This is a genomic window from Cochlodiniinecator piscidefendens (genome assembly GCF_011326755.1).
Taxonomy (GTDB): Bacteria; Pseudomonadota; Alphaproteobacteria; order Rhodobacterales; family Rhodobacteraceae; genus Cochlodiniinecator; species Cochlodiniinecator piscidefendens.
Genome location: NZ_JAAOIE010000004.1, coordinates 91195 through 112664, shown reverse-complemented (window position 1 = coordinate 112664; position 21470 = coordinate 91195). Strand labels below are relative to the sequence as shown.

The 21470-nt window shown below is 48.0% G+C and carries 24 protein-coding genes; 13 read left to right on the top strand and 11 right to left on the bottom strand.

From position 1 onward, the window contains the following. Nucleotides 1–23 precede the first annotated feature (23 nt). A complete protein-coding gene (locus tag G9C99_RS12065) occupies nucleotides 24–425 on the bottom strand; it encodes a DM13 domain-containing protein (RefSeq protein ID WP_166417766.1) in 402 nt (133 codons plus the stop codon). Between the two features lie 181 nt (nucleotides 426–606). On the opposite strand from G9C99_RS12065, the gene G9C99_RS12060 reads away from it, so the two are divergent. The 4 genes from G9C99_RS12060 (at nucleotide 607) to G9C99_RS12045 (ending at nucleotide 5455) form a co-directional block, all read left to right on the top strand. Continuing rightward, entirely contained in the window at nucleotides 607–1668 is a 1062-nt protein-coding gene (locus tag G9C99_RS12060) for a hypothetical protein (RefSeq protein ID WP_166417765.1), read from the top strand. After that, complete coding sequence (gene hslU, locus G9C99_RS12055; RefSeq protein ID WP_166417764.1) at nucleotides 1665–2972, top strand: ATP-dependent protease ATPase subunit HslU; 1308 nt, start codon at nucleotides 1665–1667, stop codon at nucleotides 2970–2972. The genes G9C99_RS12060 and hslU overlap by 4 nt, the downstream gene beginning before the upstream one ends. A gap of 125 nt (nucleotides 2973–3097) precedes the next feature. Continuing rightward, nucleotides 3098–4171 (top strand): alpha/beta hydrolase, encoded by a 1074-nt coding sequence (locus tag G9C99_RS12050; protein WP_166417763.1) that lies wholly within the window; start codon nucleotides 3098–3100, stop codon nucleotides 4169–4171. A 66-nt stretch (nucleotides 4172–4237) separates the two neighbouring features. Continuing rightward, nucleotides 4238–5455 carry an MFS transporter gene (locus tag G9C99_RS12045; protein WP_166417762.1) on the top strand — a complete coding sequence of 406 codons (1218 nt, stop codon included), beginning with the start codon at nucleotides 4238–4240 and terminating at the stop codon, nucleotides 5453–5455. Here the strand turns inward: G9C99_RS12045 and G9C99_RS12040 are convergent. Genes G9C99_RS12040 through G9C99_RS12030 form a run of 3 tightly spaced genes read right to left on the bottom strand, consistent with a single transcriptional unit; the run spans nucleotide 5438 to nucleotide 7718 of the window. Further along, nucleotides 5438–6031 (bottom strand): Smr/MutS family protein, encoded by a 594-nt coding sequence (locus G9C99_RS12040; protein WP_166417761.1) that lies wholly within the window; start codon nucleotides 6029–6031, stop codon nucleotides 5438–5440. The two genes, G9C99_RS12045 and G9C99_RS12040, sit on opposite strands and share 18 nt — an antisense overlap. Then, complete coding sequence (gene mltA, locus G9C99_RS12035; RefSeq protein WP_166417760.1) at nucleotides 6028–7059, bottom strand: murein transglycosylase A; 1032 nt, start codon at nucleotides 7057–7059, stop codon at nucleotides 6028–6030. The genes G9C99_RS12040 and mltA overlap by 4 nt, the downstream gene beginning before the upstream one ends. Further along, a complete protein-coding gene (locus tag G9C99_RS12030; protein ID WP_166417759.1) occupies nucleotides 7056–7718 on the bottom strand; it encodes a Tim44/TimA family putative adaptor protein in 663 nt (220 codons plus the stop codon). Before G9C99_RS12030 ends, mltA begins: the two co-directional genes overlap by 4 nt. A gap of 99 nt (nucleotides 7719–7817) precedes the next feature. On the opposite strand from G9C99_RS12030, the gene G9C99_RS12025 reads away from it, so the two are divergent. Together G9C99_RS12025 and secB are read left to right on the top strand one after the other, a co-directional pair. Then, nucleotides 7818–8318 (top strand): FxsA family protein, encoded by a 501-nt coding sequence (locus tag G9C99_RS12025; RefSeq protein WP_166417758.1) that lies wholly within the window; start codon nucleotides 7818–7820, stop codon nucleotides 8316–8318. 57 nt (nucleotides 8319–8375) lie between these two features. Then, the gene (gene secB, locus G9C99_RS12020) at nucleotides 8376–8873 is read left to right on the top strand and encodes a protein-export chaperone SecB (RefSeq protein WP_166417757.1); all 498 of its coding nucleotides are present in this window, start codon (nucleotides 8376–8378) and stop codon (nucleotides 8871–8873) included. A gap of 16 nt (nucleotides 8874–8889) precedes the next feature. On the opposite strand, the gene dnaQ is transcribed toward secB, so the two are convergent. From dnaQ to G9C99_RS12000, 4 genes are read right to left on the bottom strand one after another with little or no spacing between them, the layout of a single operon-like run. Then, nucleotides 8890–9588 (bottom strand): DNA polymerase III subunit epsilon, encoded by a 699-nt coding sequence (dnaQ, locus tag G9C99_RS12015; RefSeq protein WP_166417756.1) that lies wholly within the window; start codon nucleotides 9586–9588, stop codon nucleotides 8890–8892. Further along, nucleotides 9581–10180, bottom strand: coding sequence for a dephospho-CoA kinase (gene coaE / locus G9C99_RS12010; RefSeq protein WP_166417755.1), 600 nt, complete (start codon nucleotides 10178–10180; stop codon nucleotides 9581–9583). Before coaE ends, dnaQ begins: the two co-directional genes overlap by 8 nt. Continuing rightward, nucleotides 10177–11010, bottom strand: coding sequence for a shikimate dehydrogenase (locus tag G9C99_RS12005; protein ID WP_166417754.1), 834 nt, complete (start codon nucleotides 11008–11010; stop codon nucleotides 10177–10179). The genes coaE and G9C99_RS12005 overlap by 4 nt, the downstream gene beginning before the upstream one ends. Further along, entirely contained in the window at nucleotides 11007–11606 is a 600-nt protein-coding gene (locus tag G9C99_RS12000) for a Maf family protein (protein WP_166417753.1), read from the bottom strand. The genes G9C99_RS12005 and G9C99_RS12000 overlap by 4 nt, the downstream gene beginning before the upstream one ends. A gap of 427 nt (nucleotides 11607–12033) precedes the next feature. Between G9C99_RS12000 and hemJ the strand changes: the two genes are divergently transcribed. From hemJ to G9C99_RS11965, 7 genes are all read left to right on the top strand, one after another. Then, nucleotides 12034–12483: a protoporphyrinogen oxidase HemJ gene (hemJ, locus tag G9C99_RS11995; RefSeq protein WP_166417752.1), complete on the top strand. Its 450-nt coding sequence runs from the start codon at nucleotides 12034–12036 to the stop codon at nucleotides 12481–12483. Between the two features lie 123 nt (nucleotides 12484–12606). Further along, nucleotides 12607–13878: a transcription termination factor Rho gene (gene rho, locus G9C99_RS11990; RefSeq protein ID WP_166417751.1), complete on the top strand. Its 1272-nt coding sequence runs from the start codon at nucleotides 12607–12609 to the stop codon at nucleotides 13876–13878. Between the two features lie 29 nt (nucleotides 13879–13907). Beyond that, complete coding sequence (gene mnmE, locus G9C99_RS11985) at nucleotides 13908–15197, top strand: tRNA uridine-5-carboxymethylaminomethyl(34) synthesis GTPase MnmE (RefSeq protein ID WP_166417750.1); 1290 nt, start codon at nucleotides 13908–13910, stop codon at nucleotides 15195–15197. A gap of 2 nt (nucleotides 15198–15199) precedes the next feature. After that, complete coding sequence (mnmG, locus tag G9C99_RS11980; protein ID WP_166417749.1) at nucleotides 15200–17065, top strand: tRNA uridine-5-carboxymethylaminomethyl(34) synthesis enzyme MnmG; 1866 nt, start codon at nucleotides 15200–15202, stop codon at nucleotides 17063–17065. After that, the gene (rsmG, locus tag G9C99_RS11975; protein ID WP_166417748.1) at nucleotides 17062–17664 is read left to right on the top strand and encodes a 16S rRNA (guanine(527)-N(7))-methyltransferase RsmG; all 603 of its coding nucleotides are present in this window, start codon (nucleotides 17062–17064) and stop codon (nucleotides 17662–17664) included. Before mnmG ends, rsmG begins: the two co-directional genes overlap by 4 nt. Further along, nucleotides 17657–18466 carry a ParA family protein gene (locus G9C99_RS11970; RefSeq protein WP_166417747.1) on the top strand — a complete coding sequence of 270 codons (810 nt, stop codon included), beginning with the start codon at nucleotides 17657–17659 and terminating at the stop codon, nucleotides 18464–18466. The genes rsmG and G9C99_RS11970 overlap by 8 nt, the downstream gene beginning before the upstream one ends. Before the next feature lie 8 nt (nucleotides 18467–18474). Further along, entirely contained in the window at nucleotides 18475–19368 is an 894-nt protein-coding gene (locus G9C99_RS11965) for a ParB/RepB/Spo0J family partition protein (protein ID WP_166417746.1), read from the top strand. Here the strand turns inward: G9C99_RS11965 and G9C99_RS11960 are convergent. From G9C99_RS11960 to G9C99_RS11950, 3 genes are read right to left on the bottom strand one after another with little or no spacing between them, the layout of a single operon-like run. Then, nucleotides 19358–19711: a YbaN family protein gene (locus tag G9C99_RS11960; protein WP_166417745.1), complete on the bottom strand. Its 354-nt coding sequence runs from the start codon at nucleotides 19709–19711 to the stop codon at nucleotides 19358–19360. The two genes, G9C99_RS11965 and G9C99_RS11960, sit on opposite strands and share 11 nt — an antisense overlap. Next, a complete protein-coding gene (gene hemW, locus G9C99_RS11955) occupies nucleotides 19712–20899 on the bottom strand; it encodes a radical SAM family heme chaperone HemW (protein WP_166417744.1) in 1188 nt (395 codons plus the stop codon). Further along, the gene (locus tag G9C99_RS11950; RefSeq protein WP_166417743.1) at nucleotides 20862–21470 is read right to left on the bottom strand and encodes a non-canonical purine NTP pyrophosphatase; all 609 of its coding nucleotides are present in this window, start codon (nucleotides 21468–21470) and stop codon (nucleotides 20862–20864) included. The genes hemW and G9C99_RS11950 overlap by 38 nt, the downstream gene beginning before the upstream one ends.

The window sequence follows — 21470 nt, the reverse complement described above, 5'->3', positions numbered from 1 at the left end:
GCCTAAAGGTCTGGTGGGCAAAGTTAGTTCAATGCCGCGACACCAAGCGGCACAGACGCCACTTCGCACCAGATCCAGACTTCGTTGAAATCAGATACATCTAGGTTTGCTGGGATTTCATAACGTGAAGATCCAGTCAGGTTTTCCAATTCGCCCAAAACAGCATTTGCATCATAACCGTCGTTGCCCAATGCAACGCGTGGGTCAGGGCCGCCGTCCAAAGAGAAATCTTCGCCGAGCTCGACGTAATATGTGCCGCCCTCTTCAACGATGCTCACGCTGCCGGATGTCAGGTGGTTTGACATGCCGTCAAATGTACCTGTTGGGCCAGCCATGCCAGCCAATGCTGGAATTGCAGAAAGGCTAAGTGTAGCTGTGGTCAGGCCTGCGCCGATAACAGATAGGATATTGCGACGTGAAATCATTTGTGTGTCCTCCTCGGTGACGTTGTGAGAGGAAACTAACCTTTGCTTCTGAGAAAAAAAGGGGGGGACACGCGTGTGTTATTCAGCGTGAAATCGCGTGTGCGCTTGTTGAACCTTCCGAGGATGATTAAGTTCGCTTTATGTACGAAAATTACGTTTGAAAAATAACATTGGATAACCCGTGACCGAATTAAAAAACGATGACATCCGCGCTGCAGTGGCCGCAGATATCTTGGATGAAAAACAAGCATCGCTGCTGATTGCTTTGATCGAAAAACGCCAAGGCGCGCGCAGTGCATTACCGGACGAAGATGAACCATTTGAATTCTTCAAAGGCTTCAGCGAGATTTTCGTGACCGTTGGGTTGGGGCTTTTGTTAGCTGGGGCACTAATGCTCGCGGCAATAACGGGCAGCGGCGTTGCAATCTTTTTTACCGGAGCAGTATTTACGTGGATTTCGGCAGCCTACTTCACACTTAAACGTAGGATGAGCCTCCCAAGCATCGCCTTAGCCGCTGGGTTTGGCATGTTTCTAGCAGGGTTTTGCTTTGCCATGCTGGACGGACAAACCAGCGTTATGAGTCTTTCCATTACTGGCGTGGTCGGAATGGTTGCCATGCTGGCGTATTTTCGCGTTTTCAAACTGCCCTTTGCAATGTTGGTTTTTGGCGTATTCGGCGGAATGACAATTCTAGCTCTCGCCGGGATAACAGACGACAACATCTTTTACGGAAATGCTGGAACGCAATTGTTTGATCTACGCCAAGGCTCAACGCTCGCGTATGGATCACTGTTGTTTGGGATATTGACCTTCTGCGGCGGTATGTATTTCGACCTAAAAGACCCCAACCGCCTAAGCCGCTATAGCGCGACAGGGTTCTGGCTGCATATATTGGCAGCCCCTGCTTTGGTGAATACTATTGCTTTGTCATTGTTCAATATCGACGGCACAACTGGGTATGTTCTAACCGCCATCGCGATGCTTATTGTTGCTTTGCTCGCACTCATCATCGACCGACGTTCGTTTTTAACCGCTGGTATTGGATATATTGGCGCGATCCTTGTCTGGGCGTTCCAGACCGACGGCGAAACAGCATATGGGATTGTTTCGACGCTTCTTATCCTTGGGTTATTTATCACTGTTCTTGGCGCGCAATGGGTTCAAATCCGTGCGAAAATCATGAATAAACTTCCTAACTTTCCCTATAAACATCGTCTTCCCCCCTATTCGGAGTCCGCATGACCGATCTTACCCCCCGCGAAATCGTATCAGAACTTGATCGCTTTATAATCGGTCAAAACGACGCCAAACGCGCGGTCGCGGTCGCACTGCGCAACCGGTGGCGCCGCAAACAGTTATCTGATGATTTACGCGAAGAAGTGTATCCTAAAAACATCCTGATGATTGGGCCAACTGGCGTTGGCAAAACAGAAATCAGCCGTCGGTTGGCCAAACTTGCCCGCGCGCCGTTTATCAAGGTTGAGGCAACGAAATTCACCGAAGTCGGTTATGTTGGCCGTGACGTTGAACAAATCGTGCGCGATCTGGTGGATAGCGCAATTGCCCTAACCCGCGATCATATGCGCGAAGAAGTCAAAGCATCCGCCCACGCCGCCGCGGAAGAACGCGTTCTAGAAGCCATCGCCGGCAAAGACGCCCGCGAAGCCACACGCGAGATGTTCTTGGGTAAACTTAAGCGTGGTGAACTCGACGACACTGTTATTGAACTGGATCTCGCCGACACTTCAAATCCGATGCCAACATTTGAAATCCCCGGCCAGCCCGGCAGCAACATGGGTATGATGAACCTAGGTGATCTGTTTGGCAAAGCTATGGGTGGTCGCACAACACGACGCAAAGTTACCGTTGCCGAGAGCTATGAATTACTGATCGGTGAAGAGGCTGACAAACTGCTGGATGACGAAACAGTCACTCGCGCTGCCCTAGATGCAGTTGAACAAAACGGCATTGTTTTCCTTGATGAAATTGACAAAGTTTGCACACGCTCCGACGCGCGTGGTGGTGATGTCAGCCGCGAAGGTGTTCAGCGCGATTTGTTGCCGTTGATCGAAGGCACCACAGTTTCAACCAAACATGGCCCCGTAAAGACCGATCATATTCTGTTCATTGCTTCGGGCGCTTTTCACATCGCCAAACCATCTGATTTGCTACCAGAACTTCAGGGGCGTTTGCCCATTCGTGTTGAACTGCGCGCCCTGACAGAAAATGATTTCGTGCGTATTCTGACCGAAACCGACAATGCGCTTACGCTGCAATACACCGCCCTTATGGGCACAGAAAAGGTATCTGTGACCTTTACCGAAGACGGCATCAAAGCATTGGCCAAGATCGCTGCTGATGTGAATCAAAGTGTGGAAAACATCGGAGCACGTCGACTTTATACGGTGATGGAACGCGTGTTCGAAGAACTCAGCTTTAACGCGCCCGATCAAGCAGGGTCAGAAATTACTGTAAACGCAGAGTTTGTCGAAACCAATCTGGGTGAATTGACAAAGTCCACCGATCTTAGCCGCTACGTTTTGTAATAACGACTCAGCTCACAGCGCACACCGTCTTCAGGTGTGTGCTGTGAACATCTTTAACACATCAGAATTCAGGATTGCCCCTCGCTAAACTTGTTTGATATTCAGAGGGTAGGTAGGGGATTTCAGTGTTTCGAATTACGGTATTATTTACATTATTTCTGCTGTCGGCCTGTTCGCCGCGGCTTGCGATTACCTTTGACGAAGATCGTGCCAACCTGACCCCCCAACATCCTATTTTCGTGGCAACAAGCCGGGCAGAAGACCCCGAAATTCTGTTTGGTCCCCAGCGTTCGGAACAATTAAGCTTTGCCCGCTATGATATTTCAATCCCCGACGCACATGACCAAGGCAACATAGAATGGTCATCAGACGCGGATGACGGCTTTATCGCGGTTGGGTCTTCGCGCTATGAAACAGGCCGGGCTTTTCAGAGTGAATTGCGCAAATCATTGCAGGCACTGCCAAGACAAAACCGCAGCGTTACTCTGTATGTCCATGGCTTCAATAATACCTTCGCTGACGGTGTTTACCGGCTGGCACAAATGACCCATGACTATGAACTTTCGGGCGTTTCAGTTCACTATTCTTGGCCTAGCGGCGGCCATCCTTTGGGGTATGGATATGACCGCGACAGCATGCTTTTCGCCCGTGACGGGTTAGAGCAAACTTTGGCGCTAATTCACGAGGCTGGCGCGCAAGAAATTGTACTTATTGGGCATTCTATGGGCGCACTACTTAGCATGGAAACGCTGCGCCAAATGTCAATTTCCAGACAATATGATCTCGACCATATGCTGGGTGGTGTTGTCCTTATTTCACCAGATATCGACGTTGAGGTGTTTCAACAGCAGGCCCATCGCATCGGTCAACTACCGCAACCGTTTGTCATCTTTTCTTCGTCCGAAGACCACGCCCTAAGACTGTCCGCGCGTTTGACCGGACTGGACGAAAGATTAGGAAACATCACCGAGGCACAATCGCTATCTGATTTGCATGTTACGATTATTGATGTAACCGATTTTTCAAACGCTCAGAACAACCATTTTGCAACTGCAACATCCCCAGCATTGATACAAATTCTCAATGCTTTGACGCAATCAGATGAAGTATTCGAAGATGACCGAACTTCGCGTTTGGGATTGCTGCCCGGTACTGTGCTAACGGTTCAAAACGCCACGCAGATCATCCTAAGCCAATAGCTTTTCACTAAATTAACACTGTCATTTTTGGCAAATATATTCAGGATGCAAGAAACGAGGTTTTTTATGCTTCAATTCTTCTCCAATAACGCAAGATGGCTATCGGCAGGCGTCCTTCTGTCATTGATTTCCAGCTTTGGTCAGACATTTTTTATTTCGGTCTTTGCCGGAGAAATTCGTAGCGAATTTAACCTGAGCCATGGGGCATGGGGTGGATATTATTCCATAGGAACAACGGTATCAGCCATCGTCATGGTATGGGCGGGCGTTTTAACCGATGTGATGCGCGTCAGAACACTGGGTGCGCTGACGATGGTTTGTCTTGCCGTTGCATGTGTCATGATGGCGACCGTCACATCAGCTTGGATGTTACCTTTTGTGATATTTGCACTGCGGTTCACTGGACAGGGAATGACATCCCATATTGCGGCTGTAGCGATGGCGCGCTGGTTCGTAGCTGCACGCGGACGAGCATTGGCAATTTCGGGGCTTGGATTTGCGTTTGGCGAAGCGTTACTGCCGCTTACGTTTGTAACATTGATGGTTTTTTTCGACTGGCGCATGTTGTGGTTATTGTGCGCTGTCGTCATCGTCGCCTTCATCCCCGTATTGCTTACCCTTCTCAAAGAAGAAAGATCCCCAAAGTCGAGCGCAACTGCAGAAGTCAGCACTGGCATGAACGCCCAGCAATGGACCCGTAAACAAGCACTCAGTCATTGGTTATTCTGGGCAATATTGCCTGCGCTTATCGCGCCTTCGACCTTTATCACAGCACTGTTCTTTCATCAGGTTCATCTGGCCGGAATCAAAGGCTGGGGTCATGCGCTTTTTGTATCGTTTTTCCCGCTGTACACCGCCGTTGGCGTTATCTCCGCACTTCTTTCGGGGGCGATGATTGATCGTGTTGGAACAGCGCGATTGATGCCATTTTACCAAATTCCATTGGCGCTTGGTTTTTTGGTGCTTTGGTACGCGCAAAGCCCAGTCAGCGCAGGATTAGCTCTCGCTATTCTTGGGGTGACAGCCGGAACAAATTCGACCCTAACAAGCGCTTTCTGGGCCGAATTTTATGGCACACGCCATCTAGGCGCCATCAAAGCTGCCGTCGCAGGCGCATTGGTGTTTGGGTCTGCCATTGGCCCTGCGATAACAGGCGTATTGATCGATTACGGGTACAGCTTCCCGCAGCAAATGATCGGAATTTCGGTATATATTTTGCTGGTATCTTCTATCGTCGCAATCGCAATGCACAAAGCAAAGCGTCTGCTACCGGTGGCGCCTTAGATAGATATAGTAGGCCCCTGTTCCACCATGTTTCACGTGGGATTCCGTCACTTGCAAAACCACCTGCCGCATTGGTTCAGAATGAAGCCACTGCGGAACCTGATGTTTCAACACACCACGTCGTGTTGGGATCGGGCCGTAATCTTCTTTGGTTTTGCCTTTACCAGTAATCACCAGAACCAACCGTTTCCCACTGGCATAACTGCCCATAATAAACCGCAACAGCGCTGGATGAGCCTGTGCAATGGTCATTCCGTGCAAATCGATACGGGCTTCGGGTGATAATTTCCCGCGCTTCATCTTACCGTGGGTTTTACCATCCATCTGAACAGGAAGCTTATAAAGCTGATCCCCAATAGATGGCGCAATATCCGCGGAATGTGTGCCTTTCGACGGCTTTTGCCCCAACGAAAACGGCGCAATTCGCAGGCTGGGTTGTTTTACTTCAGGCAGAAGAATAGGTGCAGGTTCGGATTTGGGTGCTGGCGTATTGGGATGCATAGGTGTCGCTGTCTGCGCGACCCTGTTCCACAGCTCTTTTTCTTCGGGCTGCAGGGTTCTACGTTTGCGGCTCATTCTTCAGTCTCCGGCGCCAAACGATACGCGAGCTGAATGGGCATAAGCACCACCATACGCCCTGTGTCGCTTATGCGACCTGCCGCACGGCCTGCATCATCACCAGGGCCATAGAAAATATCAGCCCGCTGCGCCCCTTTGATGGCGGAACCTGTATCTTGGGCCACCATCAATCGGTTTAGAGGGTCCGCGCCGGCTTTCTCTATCCAAATAGGCGCACCAAGCTGCGTATATTCAGGGTCAACCGCAACTGTGCGCATCGGCGTGATCGAACGCGCCATAGCACCAATCGGACCCAAATGTGCTGGTATATCCAGTTCTCTGAAAAAGACGAACGAGTCGTTATGGCGTAGCAATTCCGCACCATCAATTGGGTTACGACGCACCCAGTTCTGTATCACTTGCGCTGACACCTGGTGCCGGGAATAAACCCCGCGCCGCACCAACTCGGACCCGATTGAACTATACGGGTGCCCATTTGCCCCGCCGTAACCAACACGAATGACCTCTCCGTTGGTCAGCCGAATACGTCCCGATCCCTGAATTTGTAGAAAAAAGACCTCAACCGGGTCATCAACATAAACAATTTCAAGATTTCGCCCGTCTAAAACACCTGTTTCTTCGATTTGACGACGGGTCAGCCAACGACCGCGTGCTTCGCGGGGGCGTTGATAAAGCGGATAGCGGTATTGGCCCGTACGCACCCGCGACCCTGACAATTCAGGTTCGAAATACCCGGTAAAAAGCATTTCATCACCATCTTCGACCAAGACGGGGCGAAAAAATAGCTCAAAAAACTGGCGGCCGCTTAAACCAGAACCAGCAACACCGCAAACGGTAGACCATTCAGGATCGTTGAAAATACTGCATGTATTCAAAAATGTAGAAAGCGCTGCATCATGGTCATCGCTTTCCCAACCATCAAGTTCATCGAATGACAGAAGTGTATATTCGGGCTCTTCCGCTTTGAGAGAACCCGTCATGGCGAGGCACGCCATAACACATCCAGCCCAAAGCGCACGCATCATCCCCCAGTGGCCACCAGTTGCCAGTTGGGATTGTCGCTGCCCATAACGCGGGCAAAAGTCCAAACATCTTTTTGGCGTTTCACTTCTTTTGGGTCGCCTTCGACAATGTCACCGGCGGCATCGCGTACAAAGGATGTCAGTTCACCAACAAAGCGCACTTCGAGTTCACCTTCTCGCGAAGCTGAATCAAACGTTGCATTTTCCAAAGTGGTTTCACGCACCCCAATGAATTCTGCTTCGACGGTCAAGTTTTGATCTGCGCGCGCCTGAACAACACCTTCAAACGCTTCAGCGATGTCATCGGACAAAAATGGGCGGATCGCATCCATATCGCCACGTTCAAATCCCATTAGGATCATTTCATAAGCACCACGGGCGCCTTGTAGGAATTCGCCAACGTTGAAACTTGGCTCTGCGCCTTTCATTTCAGCCAGCGCATTTGCAACGGCACTGTTTTCACCGGCATGATCCGTAATGTCACGGTCAGGGCCACCTTCGATCACTTCAAAACCAGCACGGCGGTTAGAAGCATCGTCTTCGGGCGCTTGCAAAGGCGGTTTTTCAAATCCTTCACGGGTGCCAAGGACGTTCTTGAGTTTTAAAATCAAAAAGACAGCAACACCGGCAAGAACCAGCAATTGAATCGCAGCAGGAGACATAGGAACCTCTTCAGGGGATAGAAACGAACGTCATTCCTTCTTATGTAGGGTAGGGGTGGCGCTAAGTCCACCATAGCCAATGACAGAAAAAGGAATGAAATGCCCCTTCTGCTGATCTTTATTGCCGTTCCGTTGATCGAAATCGGATTATTTATCCAAGTGGGTGGGCTGATCGGCCTTTGGCCAACGCTTTTGATCGTGCTTATCACTGCTATTCTTGGCACATCGTTGGTACGCACTCAGGGTGCTTTGGCGATGTCACAACTTCGCGGCTCCTTTAGCGAACTTCGCGATCCGTCAGAACCTTTGGCGCACGGTGCAATGATTTTGTTCGCTGGTGCGCTTTTATTGACCCCTGGCTTTTTCACAGATGCCTTTGGGTTTTTATTGTTGTTTCCGCCGTTTCGTTCTGCTGCGTTCAAATACATTCGCGCACGTGTTTCTGTGCAAAGCTTTGAAATGGGTGGACAATCTGGTTCCTTCCACACACGTTCACACCCACATGCCCAAGCAAGTGATGATATTATTGACGGCGACTATGACGACGTTTCAGAACCCAAAAAGCCCACACATCAACCTCCGGGTGTGACGAAGCATTGAGCCTTCGGCAGCAACCTGATAAACCGCATTTAACTTAGAAATTTAGGAGAATTTCGGATGGCCGAAAACGAAAACGGCGCGGCAGCAGCACAGCCGCAACCGGTAAAAATGCAAATCCTCGCGCAGTTCATTCGCGATATGTCTTTTGAGAATATCGTGGCTCAAAAAGGCGTTCAGGGCGACGTAAAGCCGGACATCCAAGTCAAAGTAAACCTGGATGCGAAAAAACGCTCTGCGGATAATCAATATGACGTGATCACCAAGCTTGAGATCACTTCAAAGAACAAAGAAAACGGTGACCCGCTGTTTCTTTTGTCTTTGGATTACGGCGGTGTTTTCCACGTGGAAAACGTTCCTCAGGAACAAATTCATGCCTATTTGATGATCGAATGCCCGCGCATGTTGTTCCCATATCTGCGTCGGATCGTGTCTGACATCACCCGCGACGGCGGTTTCCCGCCGCTGAACTTGGACAATATCGATTTTGTTGCGCTGTATCGTTCAGAAGTTGAACGTCGTCTTGAAGCAGAACGCGCAAATCAGCCTGTTTCCTAATATCTAGAACTCACGATCAGTGTTTCGTGAGTTTTTTCCAAAGCGCACCGTCGCCCATAGCCTCAACAAAGGCGTCATGGGCGGCGGTTTCTTCTTCGGTCAACCGACTGGGAAGCGGATTAGGTCGACGTGACGGCCGCCATGCGTCCCCCGTTCCCCCATCTGCATTACCAGACTGGTTTGTCGAAAGCCCAAAATCCGGCTGACGACCACCGATAAGTTCCAAATACACTTCGGCCAGAATTTCAGAGTCGAGCAACGCGCCGTGCAACGTCCGAGACGCATTATCAATTCCGAACCGACGACATAGCGCATCTAATGAGGCAGGCGAGCCGGGAAATCGTTTGCGCGCAATCGCCAACGTATCCAATGCCTGTGTCATAGGCAGGGTAGGGCGACCGACCCATTTTAGCTCTGCGTTCAGGAATTTCATATCAAAGCTGGCATTGTGAATAACCATTTGGTCATTTTTCACAAAATCCACGAAATCTTGCGCGATATCCTTAAAAACGGGTTTGTCGCGTAAAAAATCATCGCCCAATCCGTGCACTTCAAACGCGGCTTGGGGCATTGAACGCTCTGGATTGATGTATTGGTGATATGTGCGCCCTGTCGGCAGCTGGTTCCACAGCTCAACAGCGCCAATTTCGACGATCCTGTCGCCTTCTTCCGGGGCAAAACCTGTGGTTTCCGTATCCAGCACCAATTCACGCATTTTTCAGACCCTTCTGAATGTCTGCTAGTATTCTAACAACGGACGCCTTCGCCGCTTCAAGCGATATCGTTTCTATCACGTCATCGGCTCGTTTACGCTTTTCACCATCAGGAAGCTGTTTCGCCAAGATCATTTCAAATTGGTCTTCGGTCATTGAACCACGTTCCAGAACGCGTGCGCGCTGCACATCAGCCGGGGCAGACACAACAACAATATGGTTCACCAGAGAATCTAAATTCATCTCAAACAACAGTGGCATATCTAGCACAACAATATCTGACGCCGAATTGTTTAAAAACTCAGATCGATCTGCCACCAACAAAGGATGAACCACAGATTCAATTTGCTTCAGTGCAGTTTTATCCGCTGAAATCCAGCTTTTTAATGCATAGCGACTAACCGCGTCGTCAATCACAGCATCTGGATAAATCGCTGCTATCCCTGCAACCGCGCTGCCACCAACGCTATACATACGATGAACAGCAGCGTCGGCGTCCCAAACAGGAACACCACATTCGCGAAACATAGCCGCGGTGGTCGATTTACCCATACCGATAGAACCGGTCAGGCCAATCACAAACGGTTGTGTCACGATAATACGGCCTGTCTGGTTTCTGCATCCACTTCGGGGCGTTGACCAAACCAGCGTTCAAAGGCTGGCGTTGCCTGGTGTAACAACATGCCAAGCCCATCGACGGTGCGACAGCCTGCTTCTTTTGCTTCTTTCAACAGGTTGGTTTCAAGCGGCGCATACACAAGATCCGTTACAACTGCGTCACTTTCCAACCCATCAAGAGGAATACGAAGCTCTGGATTACCCACCATCCCAAGAGACGAGGTATTCACCACAGTTTTTGCATCATCCAGCATATTTCCGGCCTGAACCCAATCAAACACCTTAATCCGCGCGCCAAATTCCTGACGAAGCGCATCAGCACGGGCGCGCGTGCGATTGGACAGGAAAATTTCCTCAACGCCGACCTCAATCAGAGACGCCAGAACCGCGCGACATGCACCACCAGCACCGATCACCGCTGCGGGGCCTGCTTTTGGGTCCCATCCGGGCGCGCCTTGTCGTAGATTTTCGATAAATCCATACCCATCGGTGTTATCCGCATGGATTTTTCCATCTTTTCGAAACACCAATGTATTCGCCGCACCGATCAAAGCAGCGCGATCGGTTACCAAATCGGCAAATTCCAGAACCGCTTCTTTATGTGGAATGGTTACATTTATTCCCACGAACCCAAGCGCCGGCAGCGCCTTCAGCGTCGCACCTAATTCTTCGCGCGCGATGTTCATTGGGATATAATGACCCTGAATTCCGTATTTTCTTAACCAATGCCCGTGCAGCGCTGGTGATTTACTATGCTCAATCGGGGATCCAATAACCCCCGCCAATGGAATACGTTGTTCGCTCATCCTGCTATGTCCCCTCTCAGGCGAAGATACGATAAGAGTTCAAGCAGTGGCAAACCCAATACATTGAAATAATCGCCATCTATGCGCGAAAATAGGCGCACGCCCTCTTCTTCTAATTTGTAACTGCCAACGGAATGGCGAATGCTATCCCAGTTTCGTTCGACGTAATCTTTCAGATAATCATCTGAAAATGCATGCATATATAGGCGAACCTGCCCAACGTGCCGCCATTTTGGTTCGCCATTTTCATAGACAACAGCCGCTGATAAAAGACTATGACGGCCGCCACGTAGGTTTTTCAATTGCGAAATTGCGTCTTCTGGTGTGTTCGGTTTCGAAAAAATTTCATTTTTGAAATCAAGAACTTGATCGCAACCGATGACAATAGCGCTTGGGTGTTTTAAACTGATTTTACGCGCTTTTTGTTCAGCCAATGCATCCGCAATATCCCGCGGGGACGCCTGTTCGGCCTCTAATGCTGAACGGATCATATCCTCATCCACACGCGCAACAACGACGTCAAAAGCAACATTTGCGTTTCTAAGCAGTGTCTGACGAATTTCCGAACCGGACGCGAGAATAATTTGCTGAACCATGTTGATAGCCTTGTGGATAACTGACGTGGAGCGTGGGCATCAAATAGGACAGTTTTCAACGCACATCTGGATTTCGGTAAAACTAGCCCAGTTGTCAAGAACAGCGCAAAGATTTTCCCTTGGGGGTAAGGAAAACTTTAATCTGGGGAAGAAAGTAAATATCCCATTAATTAGGACAATTATCCACAGGTTTATCAAATCTTAGTAATGGTTAAAATTTAGTTTATCTCAATAAAAACGGATATTTTTATAGTTACTAACAGATTTTATTAATATTTGTTAAACCGTGATTTCACCTATGGATAAATCTGTTACTAAATCATTAATCCACGGAAATTCGCGACACTACAAAAACATCATCTTTTCTATTCTCTTATTTTATTATTATAGGGATATGAAACCAATCTTCGGGGAAAAGGCTTAGATCATGGATTTCCTATTAGATTTTCACCCATGGGTTAAATCACTGCATATCATTTCAGTGATCGCATGGATGGCAGGATTATTTTATCTACCGCGTCTCTTTGTTTATCACGTCGAAGAGGTCGAAAAGGGATCAGATACGGATCGTCTGTTTCAAAAGATGGAGCTTAAACTTCTTCGATTGATTATGAATCCCGCTATGATGGCAACTTGGGTGTTTGGGCTGCTGCTTGTTTTCACTCCAGGGGTTGTTTCATGGGCTGAAATTTGGCCTTGGACCAAAGCGGGTGCTGTTTTAACAATGACTTGGTTTCATCATTGGCTCGGATATCGCCGCAAAGAGTTCCTTCGCGGAGAAAACACCAGAACTGGGCGTACCTATCGTATGATGAACGAGGTTCCGACGGTATTATTGGTTATAATTGTAATTTCCGTTGTTACCCGGTTTTACTAAGGAAACTTGACTCAACTGCTGCATCTGACTATTTGCATGGAAACGCTGGTCGTCCTGATCAGTTGAGTCTTCCCAATTTACATGATCTGCGCGCCTGTTTTGGCGGTAGAAGTGAGTATTCTCATGACTTTAGAACGCCTGACGCTTTCTGATCTAAAAGCAAAATCACCCAAAGTCCTCGTTTCGATGGCTGAGGAACTGGAAATCGAAAACGCCTCTACCATGCGTAAAGGCGAAATGATGTTCCAAATTCTTCGCGAACGCGCAGATGAAGGATGGGAAGTTTGCGGCGACGGCGTTCTCGAAGTAATGCAAGACGGATTCGGGTTTTTGCGGTCGCCTGAGGCTAACTATTTGCCGGGCCCTGATGACATTTACGTTTCACCAGATATGATCCGCAAATATTCCTTGCGCACGGGTGACACCATCGAAGGCGTGATGAAAGCGCCCTTGGAAACAGAAAACTACTTTGCGCTTACGAACGTTACAAAAATCAACTTTGAAGAGCCTGAAAAGGCCCGCCATAAGATTGCTTTTGATAACTTGACGCCGCTTTACCCGGATGAGCGTCTTAAGATGGAAGTCGAAGATCCAACCATCAAAGATCGCACAGCGCGGATTATTGATCTGGTTTCACCGATTGGGAAAGGTCAGCGTTCTTTGATCGTTGCGCCGCCGCGGACTGGTAAAACCGTGATCTTGCAAAATATCGCAAATTCAATCGAGAAAAATCACCCTGAGTGCTATTTGATTGTTCTTTTGATCGATGAACGCCCCGAAGAAGTTACAGACATGCAGCGTTCTGTAAAAGGTGAGGTTGTTTCATCCACCTTTGACGAACCAGCAACCCGTCACGTTGCCGTAGCTGAAATGGTGATCGAAAAAGCAAAGCGTCTGGTTGAACATAAACGCGATGTTGTGATCTTGCTCGACTCTATCACGCGTTTGGGGCGCGCTTTTAACACTGTTGTACCGTCTTCAGGTAAGGTTCTGACCGGTGGTGTCGATGCGAACGCCCTACAGCGCCCAAAACGCTTCTTTGGTGCTGCTCGTAACATCGAAGAGGGTGGATCTCTGACCATCATCGCAACTGCGTTGATTGATACGGGTTCTCGGATGGATGAAGTTATCTTTGAGGAATTCAAAGGTACGGGTAACTCTGAAATTGTTCTGGATCGTAAGATTGCAGATAAACGCGTCTTCCCAGCGATGGATATTCTTAAATCCGGTACGCGTAAGGAAGATTTGCTTGTCGATGCAAAAGATTTACAGAAAACATTCGTATTGCGTCGTATTCTCAACCCAATGGGTACAACGGATGCGATCGAATTCCTAATTGGTAAGCTGAAGCAAACCAAGAGCAACGAAGAGTTCTTTGATTCAATGAATGCCTAGACTTTTTGTTTTAAAACAATGAGTTAAATATGGAAACGATTTATGCACTTGCGTCGGCCCGTGGTAAAGCAGGGGTCGCAGTTGTTCGGATTTCCGGGCCTAAAGCGTTTTCAGCGGCAAAAACGTTTTGTCAAAGTTTGTCTGAGACGCGGCTACCCGTATTGCGGAAGCTATACGGGTTTGATGGATCACTGTTGGATGAGGCACTGGTGCTGTCCTTCAATGTAGGTCAAAGCTTTACTGGCGAAGAAACTGTTGAATTTCAAACACATGGAAGCATTGCGACTGTTAATGCCTTGCTTGAAAATCTATCAGAACACCCTGACCTTAGGCTTGCGGAGCCAGGGGAATTTACGCGGCGTGCGTTAGAGAATGATAAACTTGATCTAGCGCAGGTCGAGGGGCTGTCTGATCTTCTAGAGGCCGAAACCGAAGCACAAAGAAAACAGGCTTTGCGTGTGTTTTCCGGCGAATTGGGGAATCGTGCAGATTTTTGGCGGACAACACTGATTCGAGCTGTATCACTTTTAGAAGTGACAATAGATTTTGCTGATGAAGATGTACCTGTCGATGTGACACCCGAGGTGTTGGAATTGGCCAATCTTGTTTTAGTAGATCTAAGGTCCGAAGCCGAAGGTGTGAAAATTGCGGAACGCATTCGGGAAGGTTTCGAGGTCGCAATCGTTGGCCCGCCAAATGCTGGTAAGTCAACTCTTCTAAACGCACTAGCGGGGCGCGATGCCGCGATCACGTCAGAATTTGCTGGCACAACTCGCGATGTTATCGAAGTCCGCATGGATTTAAATGGCCTGCCAGTTACCGTTCTAGATACCGCAGGTATCCGAGAAACAACTGATGATATTGAAAAAATAGGTGTCCAGCGCGCGCAAGATCGGGCAAATGCCGCTGATATTCGCGTATTTCTTACAGAGAAAATGGCTGCGTTTGGAGATGTAAGAGCCCAAGTTGGCGATATATTCCGAACCCCGAAAGCAGACCAGTCTCAGTCTTCCGATATGGGGATCTCGGGAAAAACGGGTTTAGGTGTGAGGGCGTTAATTGATGAGGTTTCCTCTATCCTTGAGCAACGTTCTGCTTCTGCAGGAATTGCAATTCGTGAACGTCATAGAATTTCTATTTTGAATGCGATAAACTCGCTTGAGTACGCAGTTTCCGAAGTTGAGTATGGAATGGAAAGAGCTGAGATTGCCTCTGAAGAATTTCGTACAGCAATTCGTGCTCTGGATTCCTTAATTGGCCGGGTAGATGTAGAAAATGTCCTGGACGAAATATTTTCGTCGTTTTGTTTAGGTAAGTAGGAGTGTTTCACGTGAAACATTTTGATGTCATAGTTGTTGGCGGCGGTCATGCCGGCGTCGAAGCTGCGCTCACGTCTGCACGGGCAGGGGCGTCAACCGCGCTGGTTACTCTTAAGTTTTCAGACTTAGGCGTGATGTCGTGTAACCCAGCTATCGGTGGTCTCGGTAAGGGACATTTGGTAAGGGAAATTGACGCCTTAGGTGGGGTCATGGGTTTAGCTGCTGATGCGGCCGGGATTCAATTCCGGCTTTTGAATCGGAAAAAAGGCCCTGCGGTTCAAGGGCCTCGTGCCCAATCTGATCGATTGCTATATATGGGCTTTATTCAAACATTTGTGCAAAATGTTGAAAATCTATCTGTCATTGAGGCAGAAGTTAGCGACCTAATTGTTCATGGCACAAGTGTAAAAGGTGTTGTTTTAGCTGACGGAAGTGAAATCTATTCAAGCTCTGTCGTTCTGACGACGGGCACATTTCTGCGTGGTGTGGTTCATATTGGCGATGTTTCCTATTCTGGCGGTCGGATGGGGGATAACGCCTCTGTTCGTTTGGCTGAAAGAATGAATGATCTTGGGTATGCTTTGGGCCGGTTAAAAACTGGTACGCCTCCGCGATTGGATGGTCGTACCATTCAATGGGATAATTTGGAAATGCAGCCTGGTGATGACACACCAGAGCTGTTTTCATTTTTGTCCAAATCACCCGCAGCAAAGCAAATCAGTTGCGGAATTACGCATACCAATGAAAAAACTCATGACATCATTCGGGAAAACCTAGAAAAATCCGCAATGTACGGTGGGCATATCGATGGTGTCGGTCCTCGCTATTGCCCGTCTATCGAAGATAAGGTTGTACGTTTTTCTGATAAGTCTTCTCATCAGGTTTTTTTGGAACCTGAAGGGTTGAATACTCACACGGTTTATCCAAATGGAATTTCCACCTCACTGCCAGAGGGTGTACAGGAAGATTACGTACGTTCGATCTATGGGCTTGAAGATGTTGTTATTGAACAACCGGGTTATGCGATTGAATACGATTATGTTGACCCCAGAACACTGAATGCCAACTTAGAGACGCATAATATCTCGGGGTTGTTCTTTGCTGGTCAAATTAACGGGACAACCGGATATGAAGAGGCTGCTGCGCAGGGGCTAGTGTCCGGTTTAAATGCAGCGCATCACGCTCAGGAAAAGGACAGGGTATCGTTTGACCGGTCAAAGAGCTATGTTGGTGTGATGATCGATGACCTCACGCTAAAGGGGGTTTCTGAACCCTATAGAATGTTCACCTCACGAGCTGAATTTCGTTTGGCACTACGAGCAGATAACGCAGATCAACGCCTTACACCGCTTGGAATTGAGTTAGGGATTGTTTCTGAGGAGCGTAAAGCCAGCTATTTTTCAAAAGACCATCGCCTAAGTCAAGCTCGCGACGCGTTGGAGGAAATTACTCTTACTCCCAACGTTCTTAAGGAAGCGGGAATTAGAGTTAAGCAAGATGGGGTGAAGCGATCGGGATATGACCTACTGTCTTTTCCAGATATCACCTTTGAAACTTTGGAGGTATTCGACCCTAACCTTGCGAAAATCGATGACGAGATCAAAGCTCAAATTGGAAAAGACGCTCTTTATGCTCACTATTTAGAGCGCCAAGAGCGTGATGTTGACGCGCTAAGGAGAGATGAAAATTTAAGTCTTCCCGACGACTTCGATTATAGATCTGTTTCTGGATTGTCCAACGAAGTGGTTTCTAAGCTAGAAAGATCAAAGCCGAGCTCCTTGGGTCAAGCAGGACGTATTGAGGGAATGACGCCTGCGGCATTGGCATTGGTTCTTGCAAAGTTGCGAAAGGAAAAACGTTCCGCATGAATGACATCGAAAATGTTTCACGTGAAACACTGGACGCGTTACAGAAATATGTAAGTTTGGTAGAAAAGTGGAATCCTGCGATCAATCTTGTCTCGAAAAAGAGCGTTGAAGATTTATGGGAAAGACACATTTTGGATTCTGTTCAAATCTACAGATGTGCTGAACCCGGCAAAATTTGGGTGGATATTGGTTCTGGCGGCGGATTTCCAGGAATTGTAGCCGCTATCATGGCAAAAACAGAAAACCCAAATACCAAATTCGTGCTTATCGAAAGCGATTTGCGTAAAGGTGTTTTTCTTAAAACAGTTATTCGTGAACTGAATTTAAAGGCTGAAGTGATTACAAATAGAATTGAAAAAGTTCAAGCCATGAACGCTGACATCGTTTCTGCGCGGGCATTGGCGAATCTTAATGCACTTTTATCATATGTAGATATTCACCTCGCAAAAGGCGGAACGGCGTTGCTACCTAAGGGAATATCCGTGGATCAGGAAATTGCGGATGCCAAGGGAAATTGGCAGTTCCAATATGATAAAATCCAAAGTAAGACTGATAGTCAGGCGTTCATCTTGAAAGTGAAGGATATCGTAAGTGCTTGATATCAATCAAACCGGAAAATCCAAAGTTATTGCGGTGGCTAACCAAAAAGGTGGGGTTGGGAAAACCACAACAACTATCAATTTGGGTGCGGCGTTAGCTGAACTTGGGCATAAAATACTTGTTGTTGACCTTGATCCACAAGGTAATGCGTCTACCGGAATTGGGATTGAACCTAACGAACGAGAACTTACGACATATGATCTCATCTTGGGGGAAGTTGATTTAAATGATGTGATTCAATCCACTGAATTTGAAAACCTTTCAATTGTTCCTGCAAATACTGATTTAAGCTCGGCTGATATCGAACTTTACTCAAATGAGAAACGCAGTTTTCTTTTGCATGACTCACTTCGTCAGGCTGCCATGAGCGAATTTGGCTTTGATTACATCTTAATCGACTGCCCGCCTTCTCTTAATTTGCTAACTGTTAACGCGATGGTTGCTTCTGATTCAGTTTTAATACCGTTGCAAAGTGAATTTTTTGCGCTCGAGGGATTGTCGCAGTTGATGCTAACCATTCGAGAAATTCGGCAGACAGCGAATTCTAGTTTGCGAATTGAGGGGGTTCTATTGACGATGTACGATGGGCGTAACAACCTTTCCCAACAGGTCGAAAATGATGCACGCGAGAATTTGCAAGATCTCGTCTTTAAAACCGTCATTCCCCGAAATGTTAGAGTGAGCGAAGCCCCTTCTTTTGCTCAGCCTGTTCTAAATTATGATTCAGCTTCCAAAGGAAGCCAAGCTTATCGCGATTTAGCGGTAGAATTACATGAACGCAATCAGCACGCTAATGCATAGGAATAAAGATGTCCGGTAAAAATCAAGAACGCAGAGGTTTGGGTCGCGGTCTGTCCGCTTTGATGGCTGATGTAAATGTGAATGAAGCTGATACAAATTCCAGTGGTACTGCGTCCGCAGATAGTTTGGTTCCTATAGAAAGAATTGAACCGAACCCAGATCAGCCGCGAAAGCTATTTTCTGATGATAATTTGGCTGAATTGGCAGAGAGTATCCGTGAGAAAGGGATAATCCAACCTCTTGTTGTACGGGTAAGCCCCCGTGACAGTTCCAAGTTTGAAATTATCGCGGGTGAGCGTAGGTGGCGCGCGTCTCAAATTGCGCAGCTACACGAGCTTCCAGTAGTAATTCGGGAATTCTCGGACACCGAAGTTCTTGAAATTGCGATTATTGAAAACGTCCAACGAGCGGATCTGAACCCAGTTGAAGAGGCGATGGGCTACCGTCAATTGATGGATCGCTTTGGGCATACACAAGATAAGGTAGCAAAGGCGCTGTCTAAGAGCCGAAGCTATATCGCCAATCTATTAAGATTACTTCAGTTGCCTGAAGATGTACTCGACCTATTGAAAGATGGCGCATTGAGCGCAGGTCATGCGCGCGCGTTAATTACTACCAATAATGCCTCCGAATTGGCTAAGGTTGTTGTCGCGAAAGATCTTTCGGTTCGTGAAACAGAACGTTTGGTGAAAAAACAAAACCTGCCACCTAAAGAACCATCGCTCTCAAAAGCTGAAAAAGACGCTGATACCAAGGCGCTAGAGGGTGATCTGTCGGCCAATTTGGGAATGAAAGTAAGCGTTGATCATAAGTCAGGTGACCAAAAAGGGCGAGTAACGATCAGTTACAAGACATTGGAAGAGTTAGATAACCTCTGCAGGTTACTATCGACTACGCACTAGGGCGTGACCAAATAAAGGTCAACACAGCTGAGAGAACAACAGCCTGGATGATCAAAACCGTATTTGGGACACCTACAATTGCTGAGATGACAAAGGCGACTGCAACGGATGCAGTCGCCATTTTCTTTGCCTTAGGGCGAATTGCGCCGCTTTGGTTCCAATCCTCGATAGATGGGCCAAATGTTGGGTGATTAATTAACCAGCTGTGTAACGTTTCCGATGATTTTGCGAAGAAAAATGTAGCAAGTAGGAGGAGTGGAACTGTGGGAAGGAGTGGTAACACAGCCCCGATTAATCCCAAGCCCAGTGAAATTAGTCCACATATCAACCATATATATTTCATTTAGACCAATAACTCTCTGAGCACTGCATTGAGGAGAACGCGCCCGGATTGTGTGGGTAATAGGTTTTGCCCTTGCCGGATTAGGAAACCATCATCGCACATTTGCGTCAGTTTTAGGCTCGGAATAGGGGCACCGTTCAATTTTTCGTAGCGATCTAAATTGATGCCAGAACTTAATCTAAGGCCCATCATCAAATATTCAGTTGCCTGATCAACCATCGGGACGAAGTTTCTGAGGCTTTCGCCTGTTTGATTTTCTTCAACTTCGGTTAACCATTTGTTCGGCATCAAATAGGTTTCAGTGGCTTGTTTTGTTCCGTTGACGGTTATCCGTCCATGCGCACCGGGCCCGACACCAACGTAGTCGCCATATTGCCAATAGATCAGGTTGTGTCTGCTTTCGGCACCGGGCCTTGCGTGGTTGGAAATTTCATAAGCAGGTAATCCGGCGGCTTCGCAAATTTCCTGAGTGATATCATACATATCCGCGGCGGTATCATCAGGCGGGAGGCCCGCAAGTTTCCCATGATCATAGCGGTCGCCAAAGGCGGTGCCGGCTTCGATGGTAAGTTGATAGAGCGAAAGGTGATCAAGCGCGAGATCAAGCGCTGTGCTAAGTTCTTTGCGCCAGTCATCTGCGGTTTGATGTTGGCGCGCATAAATCAGGTCAAAGCTCACGCGATCAAAGTTTTTCTTTGCAATGTCAAACGCTTGCGTTGCTTCCTTCGCTGTATGTAGCCGGCCAAGACGCTTCAAATCAGCATCATTTAGGGCCTGCGCCCCCATAGAAACGCGATTAACGCCGGCATCTCTATATCCTTTGAAGCGCCCAGCCTCAATTGACGTTGGATTTGCCTCTAGGGAGATTTCAATATTATTGGAAATGTTCCATGTTTCGCGGGCCTTGGTTAGGATCGCATCAACAGTCTCTGGCGCCATTAAGCTGGGCGTTCCACCGCCAAAGAAAATAGAGTCTAACGTGCGGCCTTGGGTCTGTTTTCCGTATCTCTCGATTTCGGATAAATAGGCTCTAACCCAGCGAGATTCATCTACTTCAGCCGCGACATGAGAATTAAAATCGCAATAGGGGCATTTGGATTGGCAGAAGGGCCAATGGACATAAAGCCCAAAGCCCCCATTTTGCCAATCCTCAGTCAAAACAACCAGCCACGAGTTTTGCAAAAGCATCAGCGCGATGGCTCATGCCTGCTTTCTTCGCGGGGTCCATTTCGGCAAATGTGTCTGTTTCGCCGTTGGGTAAGAAACATGGATCAAACCCAAACCCACGATCACCGCGCATTGGCCAAACGTATCTGCCGCTAACTTTGCCTTCAAAGATTTCGTCGTGACCATCAGGCCAAGCGATGCAAAGGGTGCAGTTAAAGGCACATCCGCGCGGTTCAGGCGTGTTAAGTGCTTCGAGCTTATCCCAGACTTTTTTCATCGCCATGGGAAAATCACGACCAGTTGGCGTTTCGGCCCAATCGGCAGTGTATACGCCGGGGGCGCCATCTAACCCGTCAACGGTTATGCCGCTGTCGTCGGACAGTGCAGGAAACCCGGATTTTTTGGCGGCATAGTGCGCTTTGATCCGGGCATTGCCAGCGAATGTGCTTTCGGTTTCGTCGGGTTCATCAAAGCCAAGCTCACCAGCGGAAATGACTTCGATCCCATAAGGGGCGAGCAAAGCACCGATTTCGCGGATTTTACCTGCGTTATGGGATGCAACGACCAATTTCTGTTCAGTGAGCTTGCGCAT